General features: G+C 55.6%; 19 protein-coding genes. 10 read left to right on the forward strand and 9 right to left on the reverse strand.

The features are described from left to right. The first annotated feature begins 10 nt into the window (after nucleotides 1-10). Complete coding sequence (locus IM299_RS18760; RefSeq protein ID WP_060572008.1) at nucleotides 11-1087, forward strand: type I restriction endonuclease; 1077 nt, start codon at nucleotides 11-13, stop codon at nucleotides 1085-1087. Between the two features lie 3 nt (nucleotides 1088-1090). Here IM299_RS18760 and IM299_RS18765 read toward each other — a convergent pair whose 3' ends face one another. The 3 genes from IM299_RS18765 to IM299_RS18775 all read right to left on the reverse strand — a co-directional run bounded on the left by IM299_RS18765 (nucleotide 1091) and on the right by IM299_RS18775 (nucleotide 2648). Then, on the reverse strand, nucleotides 1091-1498 hold the full coding sequence (locus tag IM299_RS18765) for a type II toxin-antitoxin system HicB family antitoxin (RefSeq protein WP_193357935.1): 408 nt from the start codon (nucleotides 1496-1498) through the stop codon (nucleotides 1091-1093). A gap of 14 nt (nucleotides 1499-1512) precedes the next feature. Next, entirely contained in the window at nucleotides 1513-1698 is a 186-nt protein-coding gene (locus IM299_RS18770) for a type II toxin-antitoxin system HicA family toxin (RefSeq protein WP_041911637.1), read from the reverse strand. Nucleotides 1699-1907: 209 nt separating this feature from the next. Beyond that, entirely contained in the window at nucleotides 1908-2648 is a 741-nt protein-coding gene (locus IM299_RS18775) for a MipA/OmpV family protein (protein ID WP_060572006.1), read from the reverse strand. 117 nt (nucleotides 2649-2765) lie between these two features. Here IM299_RS18775 and IM299_RS18780 point away from each other — a divergent pair, with 117 nt between their 5' ends. Then, the gene (locus tag IM299_RS18780; protein ID WP_193357936.1) at nucleotides 2766-3731 is read left to right on the forward strand and encodes a LysR family transcriptional regulator; all 966 of its coding nucleotides are present in this window, start codon (nucleotides 2766-2768) and stop codon (nucleotides 3729-3731) included. Here IM299_RS18780 and aldB read toward each other — a convergent pair. Continuing rightward, nucleotides 3728-5266 (reverse strand): aldehyde dehydrogenase AldB, encoded by a 1539-nt coding sequence (gene aldB / locus IM299_RS18785; RefSeq protein WP_041911639.1) that lies wholly within the window; start codon nucleotides 5264-5266, stop codon nucleotides 3728-3730. The genes IM299_RS18780 and aldB overlap by 4 nt on opposite strands. A gap of 165 nt (nucleotides 5267-5431) precedes the next feature. Between aldB and IM299_RS18790 the strand changes: the two genes are divergently transcribed. Continuing rightward, nucleotides 5432-6316, forward strand: coding sequence for an ROK family protein (locus IM299_RS18790; RefSeq protein WP_028015053.1), 885 nt, complete (start codon nucleotides 5432-5434; stop codon nucleotides 6314-6316). Between the two features lie 3 nt (nucleotides 6317-6319). Here IM299_RS18790 and selB read toward each other — a convergent pair whose 3' ends face one another. The 5 genes from selB to IM299_RS18815 form a co-directional block, all read right to left on the reverse strand. Beyond that, complete coding sequence (gene selB, locus IM299_RS18795) at nucleotides 6320-8158, reverse strand: selenocysteine-specific translation elongation factor (protein ID WP_193357937.1); 1839 nt, start codon at nucleotides 8156-8158, stop codon at nucleotides 6320-6322. Next, on the reverse strand, nucleotides 8155-9540 hold the full coding sequence (gene selA / locus IM299_RS18800) for an L-seryl-tRNA(Sec) selenium transferase (RefSeq protein WP_193357938.1): 1386 nt from the start codon (nucleotides 9538-9540) through the stop codon (nucleotides 8155-8157). The genes selB and selA overlap by 4 nt, the downstream gene beginning before the upstream one ends. Before the next feature lie 103 nt (nucleotides 9541-9643). Further along, a complete protein-coding gene (locus IM299_RS18805; protein ID WP_048958475.1) occupies nucleotides 9644-10252 on the reverse strand; it encodes a glutathione S-transferase in 609 nt (202 codons plus the stop codon). Nucleotides 10253-10342: 90 nt separating this feature from the next. Continuing rightward, on the reverse strand, nucleotides 10343-11479 hold the full coding sequence (locus IM299_RS18810; RefSeq protein ID WP_048958477.1) for an HlyD family secretion protein: 1137 nt from the start codon (nucleotides 11477-11479) through the stop codon (nucleotides 10343-10345). A 2-nt stretch (nucleotides 11480-11481) separates the two neighbouring features. Further along, nucleotides 11482-11838, reverse strand: coding sequence for a DUF3302 domain-containing protein (locus IM299_RS18815; RefSeq protein WP_028015048.1), 357 nt, complete (start codon nucleotides 11836-11838; stop codon nucleotides 11482-11484). 634 nt (nucleotides 11839-12472) lie between these two features. Here IM299_RS18815 and IM299_RS18820 point away from each other — a divergent pair. The 7 genes from IM299_RS18820 to lldD all read left to right on the forward strand — a co-directional run bounded on the left by IM299_RS18820 (nucleotide 12473) and on the right by lldD (nucleotide 20520). After that, a complete protein-coding gene (locus tag IM299_RS18820; protein ID WP_193357939.1) occupies nucleotides 12473-14380 on the forward strand; it encodes a PTS mannitol transporter subunit IICBA in 1908 nt (635 codons plus the stop codon). A 102-nt stretch (nucleotides 14381-14482) separates the two neighbouring features. Continuing rightward, nucleotides 14483-15631: a mannitol-1-phosphate 5-dehydrogenase gene (gene mtlD, locus IM299_RS18825; RefSeq protein ID WP_193357940.1), complete on the forward strand. Its 1149-nt coding sequence runs from the start codon at nucleotides 14483-14485 to the stop codon at nucleotides 15629-15631. Beyond that, on the forward strand, nucleotides 15628-16218 hold the full coding sequence (gene mtlR / locus IM299_RS18830) for a mannitol operon repressor MtlR (protein ID WP_028015045.1): 591 nt from the start codon (nucleotides 15628-15630) through the stop codon (nucleotides 16216-16218). Before mtlD ends, mtlR begins: the two co-directional genes overlap by 4 nt. A 58-nt stretch (nucleotides 16219-16276) precedes the next feature. Further along, a complete protein-coding gene (locus IM299_RS18835) occupies nucleotides 16277-16639 on the forward strand; it encodes a YibL family ribosome-associated protein (protein ID WP_028015044.1) in 363 nt (120 codons plus the stop codon). 271 nt (nucleotides 16640-16910) lie between these two features. Further along, on the forward strand, nucleotides 16911-18566 hold the full coding sequence (lldP, locus tag IM299_RS18840; protein ID WP_045630254.1) for an L-lactate permease: 1656 nt from the start codon (nucleotides 16911-16913) through the stop codon (nucleotides 18564-18566). Then, nucleotides 18563-19336, forward strand: coding sequence for a transcriptional regulator LldR (gene lldR, locus IM299_RS18845; protein WP_023294814.1), 774 nt, complete (start codon nucleotides 18563-18565; stop codon nucleotides 19334-19336). The genes lldP and lldR overlap by 4 nt, the downstream gene beginning before the upstream one ends. After that, nucleotides 19333-20520, forward strand: coding sequence for an FMN-dependent L-lactate dehydrogenase LldD (gene lldD / locus IM299_RS18850; protein WP_193357941.1), 1188 nt, complete (start codon nucleotides 19333-19335; stop codon nucleotides 20518-20520). Before lldR ends, lldD begins: the two co-directional genes overlap by 4 nt. Nucleotides 20521-20665 lie beyond the last annotated feature (145 nt).

Here is a 20665-nt window from a genome sequence, read left to right on the forward strand (position 1 = left end):
AGGATATCCCATGGAATTCACTGAAAGATTAAATGCCTTATCAAATAAAATAAAACAACAAATTGATGTAATAAATACTGAAGAAGGAACAAAAACTGCATTTGTAATGCCATTCATTCATAATGTCCTGGGCTACGATGTTTTTGATCCTTCAGAGGTAACACCTGAATTTGTCTGTGATATTGGCACAAAAAAAGGAGAAAAAATCGATTACGCCATAATGAAAAACAATGACGTACAAATACTTATTGAATGTAAAAAAATTGGCGAACCATTAAATATAAATCATGCGTCGCAGTTATTCAGATATTTTCACGTAACAAACGCAAGGATTTCAATTCTTACCAATGGTCAAAATTATAAATTTTTCACTGACCTTGACGCACCAAACAAAATGGACGAAAAACCATTTTTGGAAGTCGATCTACTTGATATTGACGAAAATATAATACCTGAATTAAAGAAACTAACTAAATCTTCATTTGATCTCGAATCAATTATCAATGCTGCTGGTGAGTTAAAATATGTTAGCCAAATCAAAAAAATCCTTCACTCTCAGCTTAATAATCCCGAAGATGATTTTGTGAAATTTTTTGCATCCAGGGTTTATGATGGAATTCTGACGCAAAAAGTCAGAGATTCATTTTTAAATTTAACTAAAAAGGCTGCAAGTCAGTACATAAATGATCAAGTTAATGAGCGACTTAAGTCTGCCATTACGGGTATAACCCCAGCGATTACCGAAACATCAAATGAGCCATCGCATATTGAAGAAGATGACCATAAAGATGAAAGCGATGTGATAACAACGCTAGAGGAACTTGAGGGATATCATATTGTTAAAGCAATTACCAGAGCAGTACTAGAGGCACCACGTATCACTCACAGAGATACCAAAAGCTATTTTGGCATTCTTGTTGATGATAACAACCGCAAACCAATTTGCCGATTGCATTTTAATCGTACGCAAAAATACATCGGACTTTTCGACATAGAAAAAAACGAAACACGTCACCCTATATCGACAGTCGATGATATCTATTCCTTTGCAGATATCCTTAAAGCAACAGCGGCTCTATATAATTAATTTTTACCCAGGCAGCACGCGACGTGCTGCCTCAGCCAGAAATGCGCTTCGATTACCGAACTGAGGATGCTCGCTGACAAAGGAATCAATCTGTACCAGCAAACGTCGAGGCATCGTGATGTTGATACGCTCGGCTCTGCCGTCAAACTGCTTCATATTAATATCCACCAGCAACCATTGCCCGCCCGTGAAGTCGTCAGGGTGATTTTCAAGGTGCACTTCGACATTCCCCGGAAGAGGCAATGCTTCATCCATTTCAAACAGCTCTTCGAAGTGCGCGGTGAGCGCCTCACGTGCATCCTGAAAAGCGTCGTCCAGGGAATCACCTGCAAAAAAACAGCCTGGAACGTCAGGAAAAAAGCCGCTGGCGCTACCGTCGGTGTCAGAATGAATGTAAGCCGGATAAAACATAACTACTCCTGATATCAGTGTTTAATTCCCGCCTGCCGCCATATCTGCGCGAGCGTGCCCGGTTTAATATCCTTCTTAGGATGTGGGACAGTAACCAGCCCTTTCTGTTCGGGATGGCGAAACTGATGATGGCTTCCTTTCGTTCTGACACATTTCCAGCCGTGGCCGATCAGAACGGTAATGACATCCGCACTTTTCACATCCCAGTCCTTCCATGATTATACACATGATACACACCTTTACTATCGGGTCGAATCACATTAGCGCATAAGGAACATCAGTGCAGCCGTGTTTTGGCGGAACAGGAAGAAGCATCGAGAAATGAAAAAGGAATACGTTGTATTGCAGATAAAAATGCAGGCAAGATCGTAGGCCGGGCAAGGCAACGCCGTCGCCCGGCTTTACCGCATCAGAAGCGCCAGGTCAGGCCGGTCATTAGCGCGAAGCTATCATCGCGGTCGATCATCGGGCTGTTCTTCACGTCATCAGGCAATACGGTGTAGACCGCGCTGGCGTTGAGGTACAGCTTCTGGGTTAACTGATATTTAGCTACCAGACCAACGTAGGGCGTCCAGCTGTCACCAGCGGTGTATTGATCCAGCCCTGAGCGGCGTGACTCGCTGCCGGATACGCCGTAGTAGTAGTCGTTATAGCTCTCGTCGCTGTAAAAAACACCGACAGAAGGCGTCAGGGTCAAACGCTCCATCCTGATTGGACGGAAGTAGGATACCTCGCCCACCACGCCGCCGCTTTCATCCGTGGCATCGCCTGAGACCGCCACTTTCAGAGAACCCCAGCTTTCGTGGCGGTAGTACGCACCGCCGAGGAACGCAGAGGCTTTACGCTCATCAAGCTGCTTCATCTGGTGGTCGTCGTTATCATCCGGATCAAAATGCAGCGGCATCCAGGATGCGGTCAGGCTGAGTTCATTTTTTGCGTCTTTCCACAGGATCCATCCGCCCGTGGTCTGGCGAACATAGAAACGATCGCTCTCATAGCTAATTAACGGCACCGCAGTGGTATTTTCGTTATAGCCTTTATAAGGAGACTCATTAAATACGGCCCCCGCGCCAAGTGAAAAGTCACCGGCCATTGCAGAAGAGGTTGCAAATAACGTGGCAGCAATCAGTAAATTGTATTTAATAGTCATGTGAAGTAATCCATTTATACGCCAAATAAGCGGGGCGAATAATAATGGTTACAAATTTGCCTGTGCAACGCTGCAGTTTATATAATATTATATATAAAACCATATAGATGGGTGCGCATGATGAATAAATTACAGCTAAAGCCACGCGAGTTAAAAATAATCTCCGTCATCGCAGCCACCCACAGCATTGGTGATGCCGCCGCCCTGCTGGGCATGGCGCAAGCCAACGTCAGTAAATATCTCTCGGATTTTGAAACGCGGGTTGGGCTTAAGGTTTTTGAGCGCACGACCCGCCAGCTCGCTCTGACGCAGTTCGGTGAGGCGTTGCTCCCTTATATTGACGCCACGCTGGACAAAAACACGCAACTTATTAATTTCATTGCCGATTATAAGCATGAAAAGCGTGGGAAAGTCACGATTTACGCCCCAACGGGCATTGTGACCTATCTCGCGCGCCACGTGATCCACCAGATAAAGGACATCGGGGACATTCGCATTTCCCTGAAAACCTACAACCTGGACCGCAACGAATATTCAGAAGGTGTGTCCTTCCCGGATGACTGTGATATTTTAATTACCTATGCTCAGCCAAAAGATGAAAGTCTGGTCGCCAGCGTATTAACAAAATATTCCGTCACTGCATTCGCAACCCAGGAATATTTAAATAAACATCCTTTAACCGGACCTGAAGATTTAATTAATCACTCCTGTATTCTGATCGACTCCATGCTGGTCGATGACGCCAACATCTGGCGTTTTCGCATGCATGGCAGTGATGATGTGCATGATTATCGGGTAACCGGAAACTATATTTGCGACAATACCCAGACGGCCCTGGAGTTGGCAAGAAATAATCTTGGCATTGTGTTCGCGCCGAAAGAAAGCCTGAAGAAGGAATTAACGCAAGGTACGTTGGTCCCCTGTTTCCCGCATCAGGAAGAGTGGTGGCTCGATCTGACCGCCATCTTCCGCAAGCGCGAATATCAGCCCTGGCGCGTACAATATGTTCTGGATGGTGTCCTCAACTGCCTGCGCCAGCAAATTGCTCAGGCCGTCCATGGACGGCCTGAACTGGGCGATTAGAACAGCCCCAGCGGTTTATCGGAGTAGCTGACAAGCAGACATTTCGTCTGCTGGTAATGCTCCAGCATCATCTTGTGCGTTTCACGCCCGATGCCCGACTGCTTATACCCGCCAAATGCCGCGTGAGCCGGATAGGCGTGGTAGCAGTTGGTCCATACGCGCCCCGCCTGAATGCCTCTGCCCATTTTATAGGCCAGGTTGCCGTTACGGCTCCAGACTCCCGCCCCCAGGCCATACGGCGTGTCGTTGGCAATCTCCAGCGCCTCCTCCATCGTTTTGAAGGTAGTCACCGCCAGCACCGGTCCGAAAATCTCCTCCTGGAAGACGCGCATGTTGTTCTGCCCGAACAGGATCGTCGGCTCAAGGTAATACCCTTCCTGCAGATCCCCGCCGAGCACCTTACGGCGACCGCCGGTCAGGATATCCGCCCCTTCCTTCTTGCCGATATCGATGTAGTTGAGGATAGTCTCCAGCTGGCCATGCGAGACCTGCGCCCCCATCTGCGTAACGTTATCGAGCGGGTTACCACTGCGGATAGACTCGACGCGGCGAATGGCCCGCTCCATAAAGCGCTCGTAGATGGACTCCTGCACCAGCGCGCGGCTTGGGCAGGTGCAGACTTCGCCCTGGTTAAAGGCAAACAGCGCAAACCCTTCCAGCGCCTTGTCGAAGAAAGCGTCCTCTTCCTCCATCACGTCCGCGAAGAAGATGTTCGGGGACTTCCCGCCCAGCTCCAGGGTCACCGGAATAATGTTTTGCGTGGCGTACTGCATAATCTGCTGGCCCACTTCCGTCGACCCGGTAAACGCCACTTTAGCGATCCGTTTTGAGGTGGCCAGATATTCCCCTATCTCACCGCCCGCGCCGTTCACCACGTTAATCACCCCCGGCGGCAGAAGATCGGCAACAATTTCCATCAGCAGCAGGACAGAGAGCGGGGTTAAACGCGCCGGTTTAAGCACAATGCAGTTCCCGGCGGCCAGCGCGGGCGCCATTTTCCAGCTCGCCATCAGCAGCGGGAAGTTCCACGGAATAATTTGCCCGACGACCCCCAGCGGCTCGTGGAAGTGGTACGCCACGGTGTCGCTATCTACCTCGCTTATTCCTCCCTCCTGCGCGCGAATACAGGAGGCAAAATAGCGGAAGTGGTCGATAGCCAGCGGCACGTCTGCCGCCATCGTTTCCCGGATCGGCTTGCCGTTATCCCAGGTTTCCGCCGTCGCCAGCAGCTCCAGGTTCTGCTCCATCCGGTCGGCGATTTTGAACAAAATGGCCGCGCGCTCCTGAACGGAGGTATGGCCCCATTTATCTTTCGCTTTGTGCGCCGCATCCAGCGCCAGATCGATATCCCGCTTGCCGGAGCTGGCAATCTCGCACAGCGGCTGGCCGGTAACGGGCGTCAGGTTGGAATAGTATTCGCCGTCGACGGGGGCCACCCAGTCGCCGCCGATAAAATTGTCATAACGGGGCTTCAGCTTGAGGGGAAAACCATACTCGCCGGGCTGGATACGCGAAGAGGGAGGATTGTTTGTCATGACCGTCTCCTTGCTGTTGGTGTACAACAAGGGTAGTCCCGGCTGGCGGTTTTCTCGCCAGTGGGTGACGGGTTTACGAGCCGTATCACGGATTACCGTACTTTACGTTTCGTTCCTGCCACTGAGCCATACTTAACAGCTCAAGGGCTCATGAGGAACGATGCGATGCAGCTGTTTATCGGTTTTGACGTAGGCGGAACCCACATCAAACACGGCGTGATTGATGAAAATGGCAAGGAGCTGACGACGGACGAGTACGATACTCCTGAGGATAAAAACACCTTCAAAAAGAAGTGGAAAGCGGTAGTTGAAGCGTATCAGGACGAACACGACATCGTCGGTATCGGCGTGAGCTTTCCCGGCCATATTAACCACCACAGCGGCGAAGCGGCAAAAGCGGGCGCGCTCGACTATCTCGACGGCGAAAACCTGTGCGAACTCTTCGCCGGTCTGACCGATCTTCCCGTCACCGTGGAAAACGACGCCAACTGTGCGGCGCTGGGCGAGCGCTGGCAGGGCGCGGGTAAGGACTACGAGCATTTCGTCTGCATCACCATCGGCACGGGCATCGGTGGCGGGATTGTAATGGAAGGCGATCTTTATCGCGGGTCGCATTACCGCGCCGGCGAATTTGGCGTGCTGCCCGTGGGTAATAACGGCGAACCCATGCATGACGTGGCGTCGGCCAGCGGCCTGATGAAAGCCTGCCGCCGCGCGCTGGCCGTATCAGAAGAAGAGATGCCTGACGGCGAGGAGCTGTTTAAACGCATGGAGAGCGACGTGCATCTGCGTGAGGCCATTGAGGAGTGGGCCCATTGCCTCTCGCGCGGCGTTTACAGCGTAATCTCGATGTTCGATCCACAGGCAGTGCTGATTGGCGGCGGGGTAAGCGAGCAGGAGAAAATCTATCTCCTGCTCGATAAGTACCTGCAGCGATTCGAGGAGTGGGAGGCGCTCAAGGTGCCCATTTTGCCCTGCGAGCTGGGTAACCAGGCGGGGAGGCTGGGCGCGGTATGGCTGGCTAAGCAAAAACTCTCCCGCCGCACGTAGCGCTCAGGGGAACAGCTGCGCGTCGCGAAGCAGATGGTCATTACCCCGGCGACGCGTAAAACCGATGCGGTTGAAATATTCCAGGATCTGGATCGCCAGCTTGCGGCCAACGTTCAGCCGGTCGCGGAAATCGGCTGCGCAGGTGGAGCCGCGCGCCTGATCCAGTTCGCGGATCAGGTTAGCAAACGCCACAATGCGATCGTTACGGTAATAACGATCTTTCACGATCGCGACTATCAGCCCCTGCTGCGCCGCATGGCGCAATACCTGGCGCATCATCTGCTCGTCGGTATTCGTTTCACGCGCCAGATCGCGAACCCACCAGGGTTCATCGCCAAACAGCGAGGCCACTTTTTGCCAGATTGCCTCCTGCTCTGCGGTGAACCCGGCTTTGTGATCCGGCAGATGCAGCCAGCCGTGATGGCTTTTAATCACCCCGCTTTCGCGCATGTTTTCAATCAGCAGCAGCACCAGCGCATCGTCTTCCATCGGCAACGCCATGCGTCGCAGACGCTCACGACCAGGACCGGGTTCATCCTGATGCTGTTCATGGTAAGTGGCGAGCGTGTTCAGGATCTTACGCTGCCAGTTTGCCGCAACCGGCGCATCGAGCAGGCTGTTGCCGGCCTGAATAAAGCCCGGCTGTTGGGTCAGCTGATGCAACCCTTCACCGCTCAGCTGGCGTGCCCATGCAAAATCACTCAGGCTCACGGCCCCGCGCTCAAGATGCACCCGCAGCGCGGCGTTATCATCCTGAGCCTGTGCAAGCGCAGCCAACCATTGCAGGTATTCAGGCTTACGCTTGCCGCGTCGCGGCGGGTTCAGCGTCACTACCCGCGCCCCGGCCAGCGTTTCCCGTGCGGAAATGTCCCGCAGTACCAGACGGTCGTTATCCGCCAGCCAGAGCGGCGAATCAAAAACCAGTTCGGCAAGATCGTTTTCCAGCAGGGACACGCGCCCGGTGATATGGCTGGCCGCGTGGTGAATATGCAGCGGCTGCCATTGGGTCAGCGGGACGTTTGTCTGCAGGGAGACGATGACGCGTTCAGACGGCTCGGGCGGGGCGTCGGCCAGCAGCCAGTCGCCGCGGTTAAGCTGCTCTTTTTCCGCATCCCCGGCAATGTTGAGCGCGATCCGCTGCCCGGCGTGGGCGTGCTCCGCAGGCTGATTTTGCGCATGTAAGCCGCGCACGCGCATCGGTTTATTAACGCCCGTCAGCCATAGGCTATCGCCCACCTTCACTTCACCGCTTAACGCCGTACCGGTGACCACCAGCCCCGCGCCTTTGACGGTAAACGCCCGGTCAATCGCCAGACGGAAGCGGTGATGGCTGGCGTGGTCTCGCGACGAAAGCTGCTGCAAATGGTAGTGAAGTTCGCCGATACCGCGCCCTTCTGTCGCTACGGTGACAAAAAGCGGTGCATCGGCAAAACCATATTCCCGTAAGGTCGCCTGCACCGCTTCGCGCACCTCGCTGACGCGCGCGTCGTCAACGCGATCGGCTTTAGTCAGCGCCACGGTCAGCTGCGGGTTGCCTGTCAGCTGGAGGATCGCCAGATGCTCACGGGTTTGCGCCATCACGCCGTCATCACAGGCCACCACAAGCAGGGCATGATCGATGCCCCCCACGCCCGCCAGCATGTTGGAAAGAAATTTTTCATGCCCCGGAACATCAATAAAGCCCAGCACGCGGCCATCGGGCTGGGGCCAGTAGGCATAGCCAAGATCGATGGTCATGCCGCGCTTTTTCTCTTCCGGCAGACGATCGGCGTTTATGCCGGTAATTGCCTGCAGTAACGTGGTTTTTCCGTGGTCGACGTGACCGGCGGTGGCAATAATCATTTCAACAACATCTCCAGAAATCGCTCTTCATCTTCAAGGCAGCGCAGATCCAGCCACATGCGGCCGTCGTAAATCCGTCCGATAACCGGCGTCGGCAGGCCACGCCAGCGCAACGACAGAGCCTCAAGGCGGCTACCGCGCCCGTCACGCGGGGTGAAGGTGAGCGCTTGACTCGGCAGCCTGTCTACCGGCAGCGAACCGCTGCCAATTTGCGACTGGCAGGGCTCAATGCGAACGTCAAAATCGGGGTAGTGCGGGGCAACGCGCGGCAGCAACAGTTCGGCCTGGGCGCGAATCGAGGCGGCATCCCGGCTTAACAGACGCAGCGTGGGCAGGCGGTCAGCCAGTTTTTCCGGATGGAGATAGAGCCGCAGCGTCGCCTCCAGCGCGGCAAGCGTCATTTTATCGGCGCGCAGGGCGCGTTTGAGCGGGTGCTGCTGCAGCTGCGCAATCAGCTCGCGCTTGCCGACGATAATTCCGGCCTGCGGCCCGCCCAGCAGTTTGTCGCCGGAAAAGCTGACCAGGCTCACACCCGCCGCAATCATCTCTTGCGGCATCGGCTCTTCAGGCAGCCCGTACTGGCTGAGATCCACCAGCGAACCGCTGCCGAGATCGGCAATCACCGGAATATTCAGCTCGCGCCCAATCGCCGCCAGCTCGGCCTCTTCAACCGTTTTGGTGAAGCCTTCAATATGATAATTGCTGGTGTGGACCTTCATCAGCAGGGCGGTGTTTTCATTCACCGCCGCGCGATAATCTTTCGCATGGGTACGGTTAGTCGTACCCACTTCATGCAGCGTGCAGCCCGCCTGGCGCATCACGTCCGGGATGCGAAACGCCCCGCCAATCTCCACCAGCTCGCCGCGGGACACCACCACCTCTCTGCCGCTCGCGGTCGCCGCCAGCATCAGCAGCACCGCCGCCGCGTTGTTATTCACAATGCAGGCATCTTCCGCACCGGTTAGCTGGCAGAGCAGATCCGCCAGCGCGCGATCGCGATGCCCGCGCCCGGCGCCGTCCAGATCGTACTCCAGCGTCACCGGCGAGCGCATGGCCTGCACGACCGCAGCCACCGCCTCTTCCGCCTGCTGGGCGCGTCCCAGGTTGGTGTGCAGCACGGTCCCCGTCAGGTTGACCACCGGGCGTAACGCGCTTTGCGCCTTCTCACCCAGCCGATGCTCAACTTCCTGCTCCCACGCTGCACACCAGTCGGGCAAGGCGTTTTCGGCCTGGATATGGCCTCGGGCTTCATCCTGAAGCAGACGTAACATCTCCACCGTCGCGGTATGGCCGAAGCGCTCAACGGCAGCGTGAATGCGGGGCTCGCGAAGAAGTCGGTCGGTCGCGGGGATCTGGCTGTACAGCGAATGATGAGTAGTCATGAAAGCGCCTGGCGAGTAAATATCTTCCCCCCTCCCGACGGGAGAGGGAGTTAACATGTGGAGGGATTGTACCGCCTCCGACGCCGAAGTGTTATAACCCGCGTCAAGCCTTTGGCGGTTCGGTGCGGGCAAAGCTCTCGCGGCTAAAGAGCGTTTCTGCGAGTTTCACCAGCAGCGGACGGTCAACGCACCAGCCAGGGGACACCCGGCGGAAGTTGAGATAGCCGATGGCGCAGGCGATGGCGATGGTTGCCAGGTCCAGGCTGTCGGTGTGGATCTTGCCCTCCCGGATAAGCTTTTCGCACATATCCAGACTGCGGCTGATTTTTTCCCGCTGGCGCAGCAGTTCGCTTTCTGACTGCTGGGCGGCGGGCCTTGCCTGCTCGCGAACGGAGGTGAGTGCTGCATCCATAATGCCGTCGGCCAGGGCTTCAATTTGCTTCACCGCCAGCGCCGCTTTAGGGTCAGACGGCAGCATTGCCGGGGCGACGCCCAGCAGCTCGATATACTCCGCAATAATGGGGGAATCGAACCAGTATTCGCCCTCGTCCGTCACCAGCGCCGGAACTTTCCCCAGCGGGTTATACTGCGCGACGCCGTTTTCGGCGTTGTAGGGCTGTTCATTAACGAATTCAAATTCAATCCCTTTCTCCAACAGGAGAATCGAGATTTTTCGCACGAAGGGACTGGTGTAGCTACCGATGAGTTTCATTGCCTGATCCTTGATGCCGGGAAAAAGTCAGTATGGATCAAGCGATGAAAAAAGGGCAGATATGCGTGTCGCATTCCCGCCCCGGAAGGATTAGTGATCGAGATAGAGGTAGTGCATCCAGCTGGTCATACGCAGCAGCACTTTACGCATCACCGAGACGTGGGCGAAATGATCCGAATAGACCGCCACCTGGGCATAAATACCGTCCGGCAAAGCATCGACGTCGGCGTTAGGCTCCAGTTCAATCAGCGCCTGTACCCCATCCGTACCCGGCGCAACGGTCAGTGCCTGCAAGGCACCCTGCGCCTGATACGACCCGCCTGGCACCACAGGCAGAACGCTGGTGAGCTTACCGGTGAACACCTGGCCCGGCAGCGCGTTAAATACCACTTCCGCTTCATCGCCCGGCTTCAGACGCAGCAGCGAGTTCTGACGGAACTGGGCCACAATCTGGCGCTTCTGTTCAGGAATGAAGACCATCACCGGGCGCAGCGGCAGCGCGGCGGCATAGGTTCCCGGACGAATCAGCACCTGGGTGATATAGCCATTGCTCGGCGCGCGCACCACGGTCTGATCGAGGTTGTATTTCGCTTCAGCAAGCTGGGCGCGTAACGAGGCAATCTGCGACTGCTCGCCGTTCACCATGCTGTCCAGCTGGCTTTGAATCTGCGTCTGTTCAGCAACAGAGCCTTTCACCATGGCATCCTGCGCCAGATAGTTCTGCCGCGCGTTATCAATATCGCTTTCAGAGAACGGATTCACCTTCGCCTGGCTGCCTTTGAGGTAGCGCTGATAATCTTTATATAGTCGATCGCGCTCAGCGGAGACGCGTGTCGTATTGGCAACCGCTTCCGAAAGCTGCGCTTTCAGAGTGTCGATATTGTGTGTTGCGGTCACCAGGTCCGCCTTCAGTCTGTCGACGCGCGCCTGATAACGGCCCGGATCCAGTTTAAATAACACTTCGCCTTTTTTAATGAGCTGGTTATTTTTATCGGTCACTTCACTAACCACCCCCGTGACCTGCGGCGTAATCGGAATAGAAATAACCGCTTTTTGCGCCGTAAAGGTATACGGATGGTTATAGTTCATTAGCAGAATGAGTCCGGCAACAATAAACACCCCGCCTAACGTCGCGGTAGCAAGCGTCCACTGATTTACCGGAATACGGAATATTTTAAAGATTGCCCAGGCAAATGCCACATAGGTCAGAATAATCAACAGATCCATGATTAGCGCTCCAGCGTGTTTTTATCATCAGAGGGCTGAACCGCTGCCAGCTTGTGTTCTAACTCGGCCACGCGTTTGGCCAGCGCATCCATCCCCGGAACCTCATCAGGCTTAGTAATGTGGTTCTGCATGCCCCAGCCGCGATCTTCGCGGTACAGCGTGGCCCAAATCCACAGGAACGGCCAGATGGCATGGAGCGTAAACAGGCTTATCCAGCCTGCCGTATGAATAGCATCGGCATGGGGATGATTACGCTTTTTAGCCATATTATAGGGGATGTCATGGATGGCGATGATTCCGTAAAAAAGAACCAGAAATACAAAAATCAACACGCCCAGCGCAAAATAGTTGAGAAACATAGTCTCCTCACTTAAACAACGTCAACTCATTACATTAATAAAACAGCACGCAGCCTAATTAATTTATTTTTAAATTTAAAAGGCACACTGATTATTTCAGAGCCGGGGAGTATCGGTTTTTATAATATCTCCACGCAAGTTTATAAGCGTGTCAAAATATATCCTGAATAATAATATACTCAACCTTACATTATGAGCGTAATTCAGGTTTCAACTTTCCGCCATACTACATATGAAAACTGTTTTATTAGCTTTCCGTGTTACTCGAGGCCGTCCTGACGCCGATCGCAGTCGGAGAAATCCGCATAAAAATATTTTGTGAAACCAGTCACAATCCAGAAACAAACCCGCAAAAACAAAATGTGATATCAATCACATAAAGAGGTGGTTTTTGCTCTATTTTTCGCCATCGTATTTTTTTTACTCACCTATTTTGTGACTCAGGTCACTTCATTCAACGCCACACCCCCTACATTTACGTGACATGCATCACACAAAATTCCGCTGTCTGGACAGTTGAACGATTCAGTGCCAGATTTCACAGCATCAGAACAGGGTCCGGCTACCTCTGCCGCCTCATTAACAATAAACCTCGGGCCGCAAGCCTAAGCGTAAACAGAAGAAGGGGTGTTTTATGTCATCCGATTTCAAGATCAAAGTTCAAAGCTTTGGTCGTTTCCTCAGCAACATGGTGATGCCAAATATCGGCGCGTTTATCGCGTGGGGTATTATCACCGCATTGTTCATTCCGACAGGGTGGTTGCCTAACGAAACGCTGGCGAAACTTGTTGGCCCAATGATTACCTATCTCCTGCCGCTGCTCATCGGTTATACCGGTGGTCGTCTGGTGGGCGGTGACCGTGGTGGCGTCGTGGGTGCCATCACAACCATGGGCGTGATCGTCGGTGCGGATATGCCGATGTTCCTCGGTGCGATGATTGCCGGTCCTCTGGGCGGCTGGGCGATTAAGAAATTCGACGTCTGGGTTGATGGCAAGATCAAGTCCGGCTTCGAAATGCTGGTGAACAACTTCTCTGCGGGCATCATCGGGATGATCCTCGCGATTCTGGCGTTCCTCGGCATTGGTCCGGCTGTTGAAGTGCTGTCCAAACTGCTGGCGGCGGGCGTTAACTTCATGGTAGCGCACGACATGCTGCCGCTGGCGTCTATCTTCGTTGAACCGGCGAAAATCCTGTTCCTGAACAACGCCATTAACCACGGTATCTTCTCGCCGCTAGGTATTCAGCAGTCTCACGATCTCGGTAAGTCCATCTTCTTCCTGATTGAAGCGAACCCGGGTCCAGGTATGGGCGTTCTGCTGGCGTACATGTTCTTTGGTCGCGGCAGCGCGAAGCAGTCTGCTGGCGGCGCGGCTATCATCCACTTCCTGGGCGGTATCCACGAAATTTACTTCCCGTACGTGCTGATGAACCCACGTCTGATCCTGGCCGTTATCCTCGGCGGTATGACTGGTGTGTTCACCCTGAGCGTGCTGGGCGGCGGTCTGGTCTCCCCTGCTTCTCCAGGCTCTATCCTGGCGGTGCTGGCGATGACGCCTAAAGGCGCGTACTTCGCGAACATCGCGGCGATCTGTGCGGCGATGGCGGTCTCCTTCGTGGTCTCTTCTATCCTGCTGAAAACCAGCAAGGTGAAAGAAGACGACGATATCGAAGCGGCAACCCGTCGTATGCACGACATGAAAGCCGAATCCAAAGGTGCGACCCCGCTGGCGGCTGGCGATGTTTCTAACGACCTGAGCCACGTGCGTAAAATCATCGTTGCCTGCGACGCCGGTATGGGTTCCAGCGCAATGGGTGCCGGCGTGCTGCGTAAGAAAGTGCAGGATGCGGGTTTGACCAATATCTCTGTGACCAACAGCGCGATTAACAACCTGCCGCCGGACGTTGACCTGGTTATCACGCACCGCGATCTGACCGAGCGCGCTATGCGTCAGGTACCGCAGGCACAGCACATCTCGCTGACCAACTTCCTGGACAGCGGCCTGTACACCAGCCTGACCGAACGTCTGGTTGCCGCACAGCGTCACGAAGACAACGAAGTGAAAGTGCGCACCAGCCTGCAGGACAGCTTCGACGAGAGCAATGCTCACCTGTTCAAACTTGGTGCGGAAAACATCTTCCTCGGCCGTACCGCGACCAACAAAGAAGAAGCGATTCGCTTTGCCGGTGAGCAACTGGTGAAAGGCGGCTACGTTCAGCCAGAATACGTTGACGCAATGCTGGAACGTGAAAAACTGACCCCAACCTACCTGGGTGAATCCATCGCGGTTCCGCACGGTACGGTTGAAGCAAAAGACCGCGTGCTGAAAACGGGCGTGGTGTTCTGTCAGTACCCTGACGGCGTGCGCTTCGGTGAGGAAGAAGATGACATCGCTCGTCTGGTGATTGGTATTGCCGCACGTAACAACGAGCATATTCAGGTGATTACCAGCCTGACCAACGCGCTGGATGATGAGTCCGTCATCGAGCGCCTGGCACAAACTGAAAGCGTTGAAGAAGTTCTGGCCCTGCTCAACAAATAGCAGCGCCTCTTCCCTCTCCCCTTCGGGGAGAGGGCTAGGGTGAGGGGGAAACGTTCCTCACCCCAGCCCTCTCGGGTAAAAACATTGATGAAGGTTAACACTATGAAAGCATTACATTTTGGCGCAGGTAATATCGGTCGTGGCTTTATCGGTAAACTGCTGGCAGACGCGGGCATTACCCTGACATTCGCCGATGTGAATCAGGTGGTTCTGGATGCCCTGAATGCCCGTCATAGCTATCAGGTTCATGTGGTGGGTGAAAACGAACAGGTTGAAACCGTCTCTGGCGTCAACGCGGTCAGCAGCATCGGCGACGACGTGATTGACCTGATCGCCAGCGTTGATCTGGTGACCACCGCCGTGGGTCCGGTGGTGCTTGAACGTATTGCTCCTGCGGTCGCGAAAGGCCTGACGAAGCGTAAAGCACAGGGCATTGAAACACCGCTGAACATCATCGCCTGTGAAAACATGGTGCGCGGCACCACGCAGCTGAAAGGTCACGTTATGGCGGCCGTGGCTGAGGAAGATAAAGCCTGGGTTGAAGCGCACGTCGGGTTTGTGGATTCCGCTGTAGACCGTATCGTTCCGCCGTCCGAATCCGCCACCAACGATCCGCTGGAAGTCACTGTTGAAACCTTCAGCGAGTGGATCGTCGATAAAACTCAGTTCAAGGGCGCGCTGCCGACCATTCCGGGAATGGAACTCACTGATAACCTGATGGCATTTGTCGAACGCAAACTCTTCACGCTGAACACCGGGCATGCTATAACCGCGTACCTCGGAAAGTTGGCCGGTCATCAGACCATTCGCGACGCGATCCTCGATGAGCAGATCCGCGCGGTGGTGAAAGGGGCAATGGAAGAGAGCGGCGCGGTGCTGATCAAACGCTACGGTTTTGATGCTGATAAACACGCGGCATATATCCAGAAAATCCTCGGTCGCTTTGAGAACCCGTATCTGAAAGATGACGTTGAGCGCGTGGGCCGTCAGCCGCTGCGTAAGCTGAGCGCGGGCGACCGCCTGATCAAGCCGCTGCTGGGCACGCTGGAATACGGTCTGCCGCACGCCAACCTGTTGAAAGGAATTGCTGCCGCGATGCACTACCGCAGCGAGCAGGACCCGCAGGCGATTGAGCTGGCTCAGCTGATTGATGACAAAGGCGCGCAGGCTGCGCTGGCGCAGATTTCCGGTCTGGACGCCAGCAGCGACGTGGTTGCGGAGGCGGTTAACGCATACAACGCAACCAAATGATGCAGAATCCGGCGCAGGTAAGCCTGCGCCCGAATAACAGATTGTCAGATATGCAGGCAATAATGGAACAAACCCAGGCCTTTGAAAATCGTGTGCTTGAGCGTCTGAATGCTGGCAAAACCGTACGAAGTTTCCTGATTGCCGCCGTCGAGCTGTTAACCGAGGCGGTGAATATCCTGGTGCTTCAGGTGTTTCGCAAAGACGACTACGCGGTAAAGTACGCTGTAGAGCCGTTACTGGACGGAGACGGACCGCTGGGCGATCTGTCGGTGCGTTTGAAGCTGATTTATGGTCTTGGCGTGCTCAACCGCCAGGAGTATGAAGACGCTGAATTGTTAATGGCGCTGCGCGAAGAGCTCAATCATGACGGTAATGAGTACACTTTTACCGATGATGAGATCCTGGGGCCGTTCGGCGAGCTGCACTGCGTCACCGCCCTGCCTCCTGCTCCCCATTTTGATAACAGCGACCCTGAACTGTACGCGATGCAAAAGCTGCGCTATCAACAGGTTGTCCGTTCCACTATGGTCCTCTCCCTGACTGAGCTGATTTCTAAAATCAGCTTAAAAAAAGCGTTTCAGAAGTAAGCCCGTTCACATTGGTGTATCCTTCCCTGTAAATTCCCCGTTTTCAGAGTTATTTGTCATGAAAGAAGTCGAAAAGAACGAAATTAAACGCCTGAGCGACCGTCTGGATCTGATCCGTCACCAGATGGCCGGCCTGTCTCTGGTTGATTCCGCCGAGAAATATGCCGAGCTGGAAAAAGAGTCCGCGAAGCTGGAAGCGGAAATCGAGCGCCTGCGCGAAGTGAAAGGCCAGAAGCTGAGTAAAGAAGCGCAGAAGCTGATGAACATGCCGCACCGCCGCGCGATCACCAAAAAAGAGCAGGCCGACATGGGCAAGCTGAAGAAAAGCGTCCGTGGTCTGGTGGTGGTGCACCCGATGACCGAGCTTGGCCGCGAAATGGGCCTGAAAGAGATGACGGGTTTTTGTAAGACCGCATTCTGATTTCATGCCGGGTGGCGCTGCGCTTACCCGGCCTACTCTTTTCCCCTTCGCGTGAATTGGTCCAACCAATAGCGCAATCAATCCTCCCCCGGTTCACAATTCCATTATTTGCGCTCACAAAACCATTGCCACTCCATAACATCTGGTTAACCATTCATTGTCATTAACCCTACAACACAATATTGGCAGGACCACTTTTACACAGTTTGTGACGCAGAGTTGAGCGGAGACTCACCCGCAGCACAGGCTGTCTGGTCCCCAGGAGACCTGCATGAGCCTCTGGCAACAAAACTACGACCCGGCCGGCAATATCTGGCTGTCGAGCCTGATCGCATCGCTACCGATCCTGTTCTTCTTCTTTGCGCTGATTAAGCTCAAGCTGAAGGGCTACCTCGCCGCGACGTATACCGTTGCCATCGCCCTGCTGGTGGCGCTGTTCTTCTACAAGATGCCGGTCGATCGCGCGCTGGCCTCCGTGGTGTATGGTTTCTTCTACGGTCTGTGGCCGATTGCGTGGATCATCATCGCCGCCGTCTTTGTCTACAAGATCTCGGTCAAAACCGGGCAGTTCGACATTATTCGTTCGTCGATTCTCTCCATCACCCCGGACCAGCGTCTGCAGATGCTGATTGTCGGCTTCTCCTTCGGGGCGTTCCTTGAAGGCGCGGCAGGATTCGGCGCACCGGTGGCGATCACCGCCGCGCTGCTGGTCGGGTTGGGCTTTAACCCGCTGTACGCCGCTGGCCTGTGCCTGATTGTGAACACCGCACCGGTGGCGTTTGGCGCGATGGGGATTCCGATTCTGGTGGCCGGACAGGTGACCGGGCTGGACAGCTTTGAGATCGGCCAGATGGTTGGCCGCCAGCTGCCGTTCCTGACCATTATCGTGCTGTTCTGGATCATGGCGATTATGGACGGCTGGCGCGGCGTGAAGGAGACCTGGCCTGCGGTGATGGTGGCAGGCGGTTCGTTCGCGATTGCCCAGTATCTCAGCTCAAACTTCCTCGGCCCGGAACTACCGGACATCATCTCTTCCCTGGTGTCGCTGGTCTGTCTGACGCTGTTCCTGAAACGCTGGCAGCCGGTGCGTATCTTCCGCTTTGCGGACATGGGCGCGTCGCACGTGGATCAGACCCTCGCCCGCACGGGCTATACCGCAGGACAGATCGTCCGCGCCTGGTCGCCGTTCCTGTTCCTGACCGCTACCGTGACGCTGTGGAGCATACCGCCGTTTAAAGCGCTGTTCGCTCCCGGCGGCGCGCTGTACGACATGGTGATTAACATCTCTGTGCCGTTCCTCGACAAGATGGTTGCCCGTATGCCGCCGGTCGTGCACGACGCCACCCCGTATGCGGCAGTGTTTAAGTTTGACTGGTTCTCCGCCACCGGTACGGCCATCCTGTTTGCGGCACTCCTTTCCGTGGTGTGGCTGCGCATGAAGCCTGCCGCCGCGGTGCAGACTTTTGCGGCAACGATTAAAGAGCTGATGCTGCCGATCTACTCCATCGGCATGGTGCTGGCGTTCGCGTTTATCTCGAACTACTCCGGCCTGTCGTCGACGCTGGCGTTAGCGCTGGCGCACACCGGCCACGCGTTCACCTTCTTCTCGCCGTTCCTCGGCTGGCTGGGGGTGTTCCTGACGGGTTCAGATACCTCGTCTAACGCCCTGTTTGCCGCCCTGCAGGCGACGGCTGCGCAGCAGATTGGCGTGTCGGACGTGCTGCTGGTCGCCGCGAACACCACCGGCGGTGTGACCGGCAAAATGATCTCCCCGCAGTCCATCGCCATTGCCTGTGCCGCGGTGGGACTGGTAGGCAAAGAGTCGGACCTGTTCCGCTTCACCGTGAAGCACAGCCTGATATTCACCTGCATGGTGGGCGTGATCACCACCCTGCAGGCCTATGTCTTAACCTGGATGATCCCATGATAGTGATGCCCAGACGCCTGTCCGACGAGATTGCCTCTCGCGTGCGGGCGCTGATTGAAGAACAACAGCTGGAAGCGGGCATGAAGTTGCCCGCCGAACGCCAGCTCGCCGCCCAGCTTGGCGTGTCGCGCAATTCACTGCGCGAGGCGCTGGCAACGCTGGTCAGTGAAGGGGTGCTGGTAAGCCGTCGCGGCGGCGGCACCTTTGTACGCTGGCAGCATGACGACTGGTCCGAGCAAAACATCGTTCAGCCGCTGAAGACGCTGATGGAGAACGACCCGGACTACAGCTTCGACATCCTTGAAGCGCGTCACGCCATCGAAACCAGTACCGCCTGGCACGCGGCTATGCGGGCAACCGACGCCGACAAAGAGAAACTCATCGCCTGCTTTGAGGCCACGCAAAGCAGCGACCCGGACATCGCCTCCCAGGCGGACGTGCGTTTTCACCTGGCGATTGCCGAGGCGTCGCACAACGTCGTGCTGCTCCAGACCATGCGCGGGTTCTTCGACCTGCTGCAATCCTCCGTGAAGCAGAGCCGCCAGCGCATGTATCTGGTCCCGCCGGTCTTTGCCCAGCTGACCGAACAGCACGAGGCGGTGCTCAACGCCATTCTGGCCGGCGATGCCGAAGCCGCGCGCAAGGCGATGATGGCGCATCTCGGCTTCGTGCACACCACCATTAAACGATTTGATGAAGACCAGGCCCGACAGGCGCGTATTACCCGTCTGCCTGGCGACAGTGATATTTCCAGGGAGAACAAAGCATGATTATTTCAGCAGCCAGTGACTACCGCGCCGCGGCGCAGCGCATTTTGCCGCCGTTCCTGTTCCACTACATCGACGGTGGGGCGTATGCCGAATACACCCTGCGCCGCAACGTGGAGGATCTGTCAGAAGTGGCCCTGCGCCAGCGCGTGCTGAAGAATATGTCTGACCTGAGCCTGGAGACGAAGCTGTTTAACGAAACGCTCTCCATGCCCGTGGCGCTCGCGCCTGTAGGCTTATGCGGCATGTACGCCCGCCGTGGCGAAGTGCAGGCTGCTGCCGCGGCGGATGCCAAAGGCATTCCGTTTACCCTTTCCACCGTATCCGTCTGCCCGATTGAAGAGGTCGCCCCGACCATCAAGCGCCCGATGTGGTTCCAGCTTTACGTCCTGCGCGATCGCGGCTTTATGCGTAACGCCCTGGAGCGCGCTAAAGCGGCGGGCTGCTCCACGCTGGTCTTTACCGTTGATATGCCGACCCCCGGCGCGCGCTACCGCGATGCGCACTCCGGCATGAGCGGCACGAACGCTGCCCTGCGCCGCTACTGGCAGGCGGTAACGCATCCGCAGTGGGCGTGGGATGTGGGTCTGAACGGCCGACCGCACGATCTGGGGAACATCTCGGCCTACCTTGGCAAACCGACCGGGCTGGAGGATTACATCGGCTGGCTGGCGAACAACTTCGATCCGTCGATCTCCTGGAAAGACCTGGAGTGGATCCGCGAATTCTGGGACGGCCCGATGGTGATCAAAGGGATCCTCGATCCGGAAGATGCCCGCGATGCGGTGCGTTTTGGCGCGGATGGAATTGTGGTCTCTAACCACGGCGGACGCCAGCTCGACGGCGTGCTCTCTTCCGCCCGCGCCCTGCCGGCCATTGCCGATGCGGTGAAAGGCGATATTGCAATTCTGGCCGACAGCGGGATCCGCAACGGGCTGGACGTAGTGCGCATGATTGCGCTGGGCGCCGACAGCGTGCTGCTGGGCCGCGCGTACCTGTACGCGCTGGCCACCAGCGGCCAGGCGGGCGTGGCAAACCTGCTGAACCTGATCGAGAAAGAGATGAAGGTGGCGATGACCCTGACCGGCGCGAAGTCGATCAGTGAAATCAGCAAGGATTCGCTGGTGCAGGAGTTGAGCAAACTACCGGCGGCGCTGGCTCCGCTGTCACATGGCGACGCGGCCTGATCCTCTCCCGTTACCCCACCTTTTCCATGCGTCCGATTTCCCCCTCGGGCGCTTTTTTTTGTCGAAAATAACACCTGCGTAACATTCTGGATAAGAAAATTTGACACATCCCTCCCGTTCGCAATTGTATAGACAAGCAAATACA

This window comes from Enterobacter cloacae complex sp. P47BA (assembly GCF_014930485.1).
Taxonomy (GTDB): Bacteria; Pseudomonadota; Gammaproteobacteria; order Enterobacterales; family Enterobacteriaceae; genus Enterobacter; species Enterobacter bugandensis.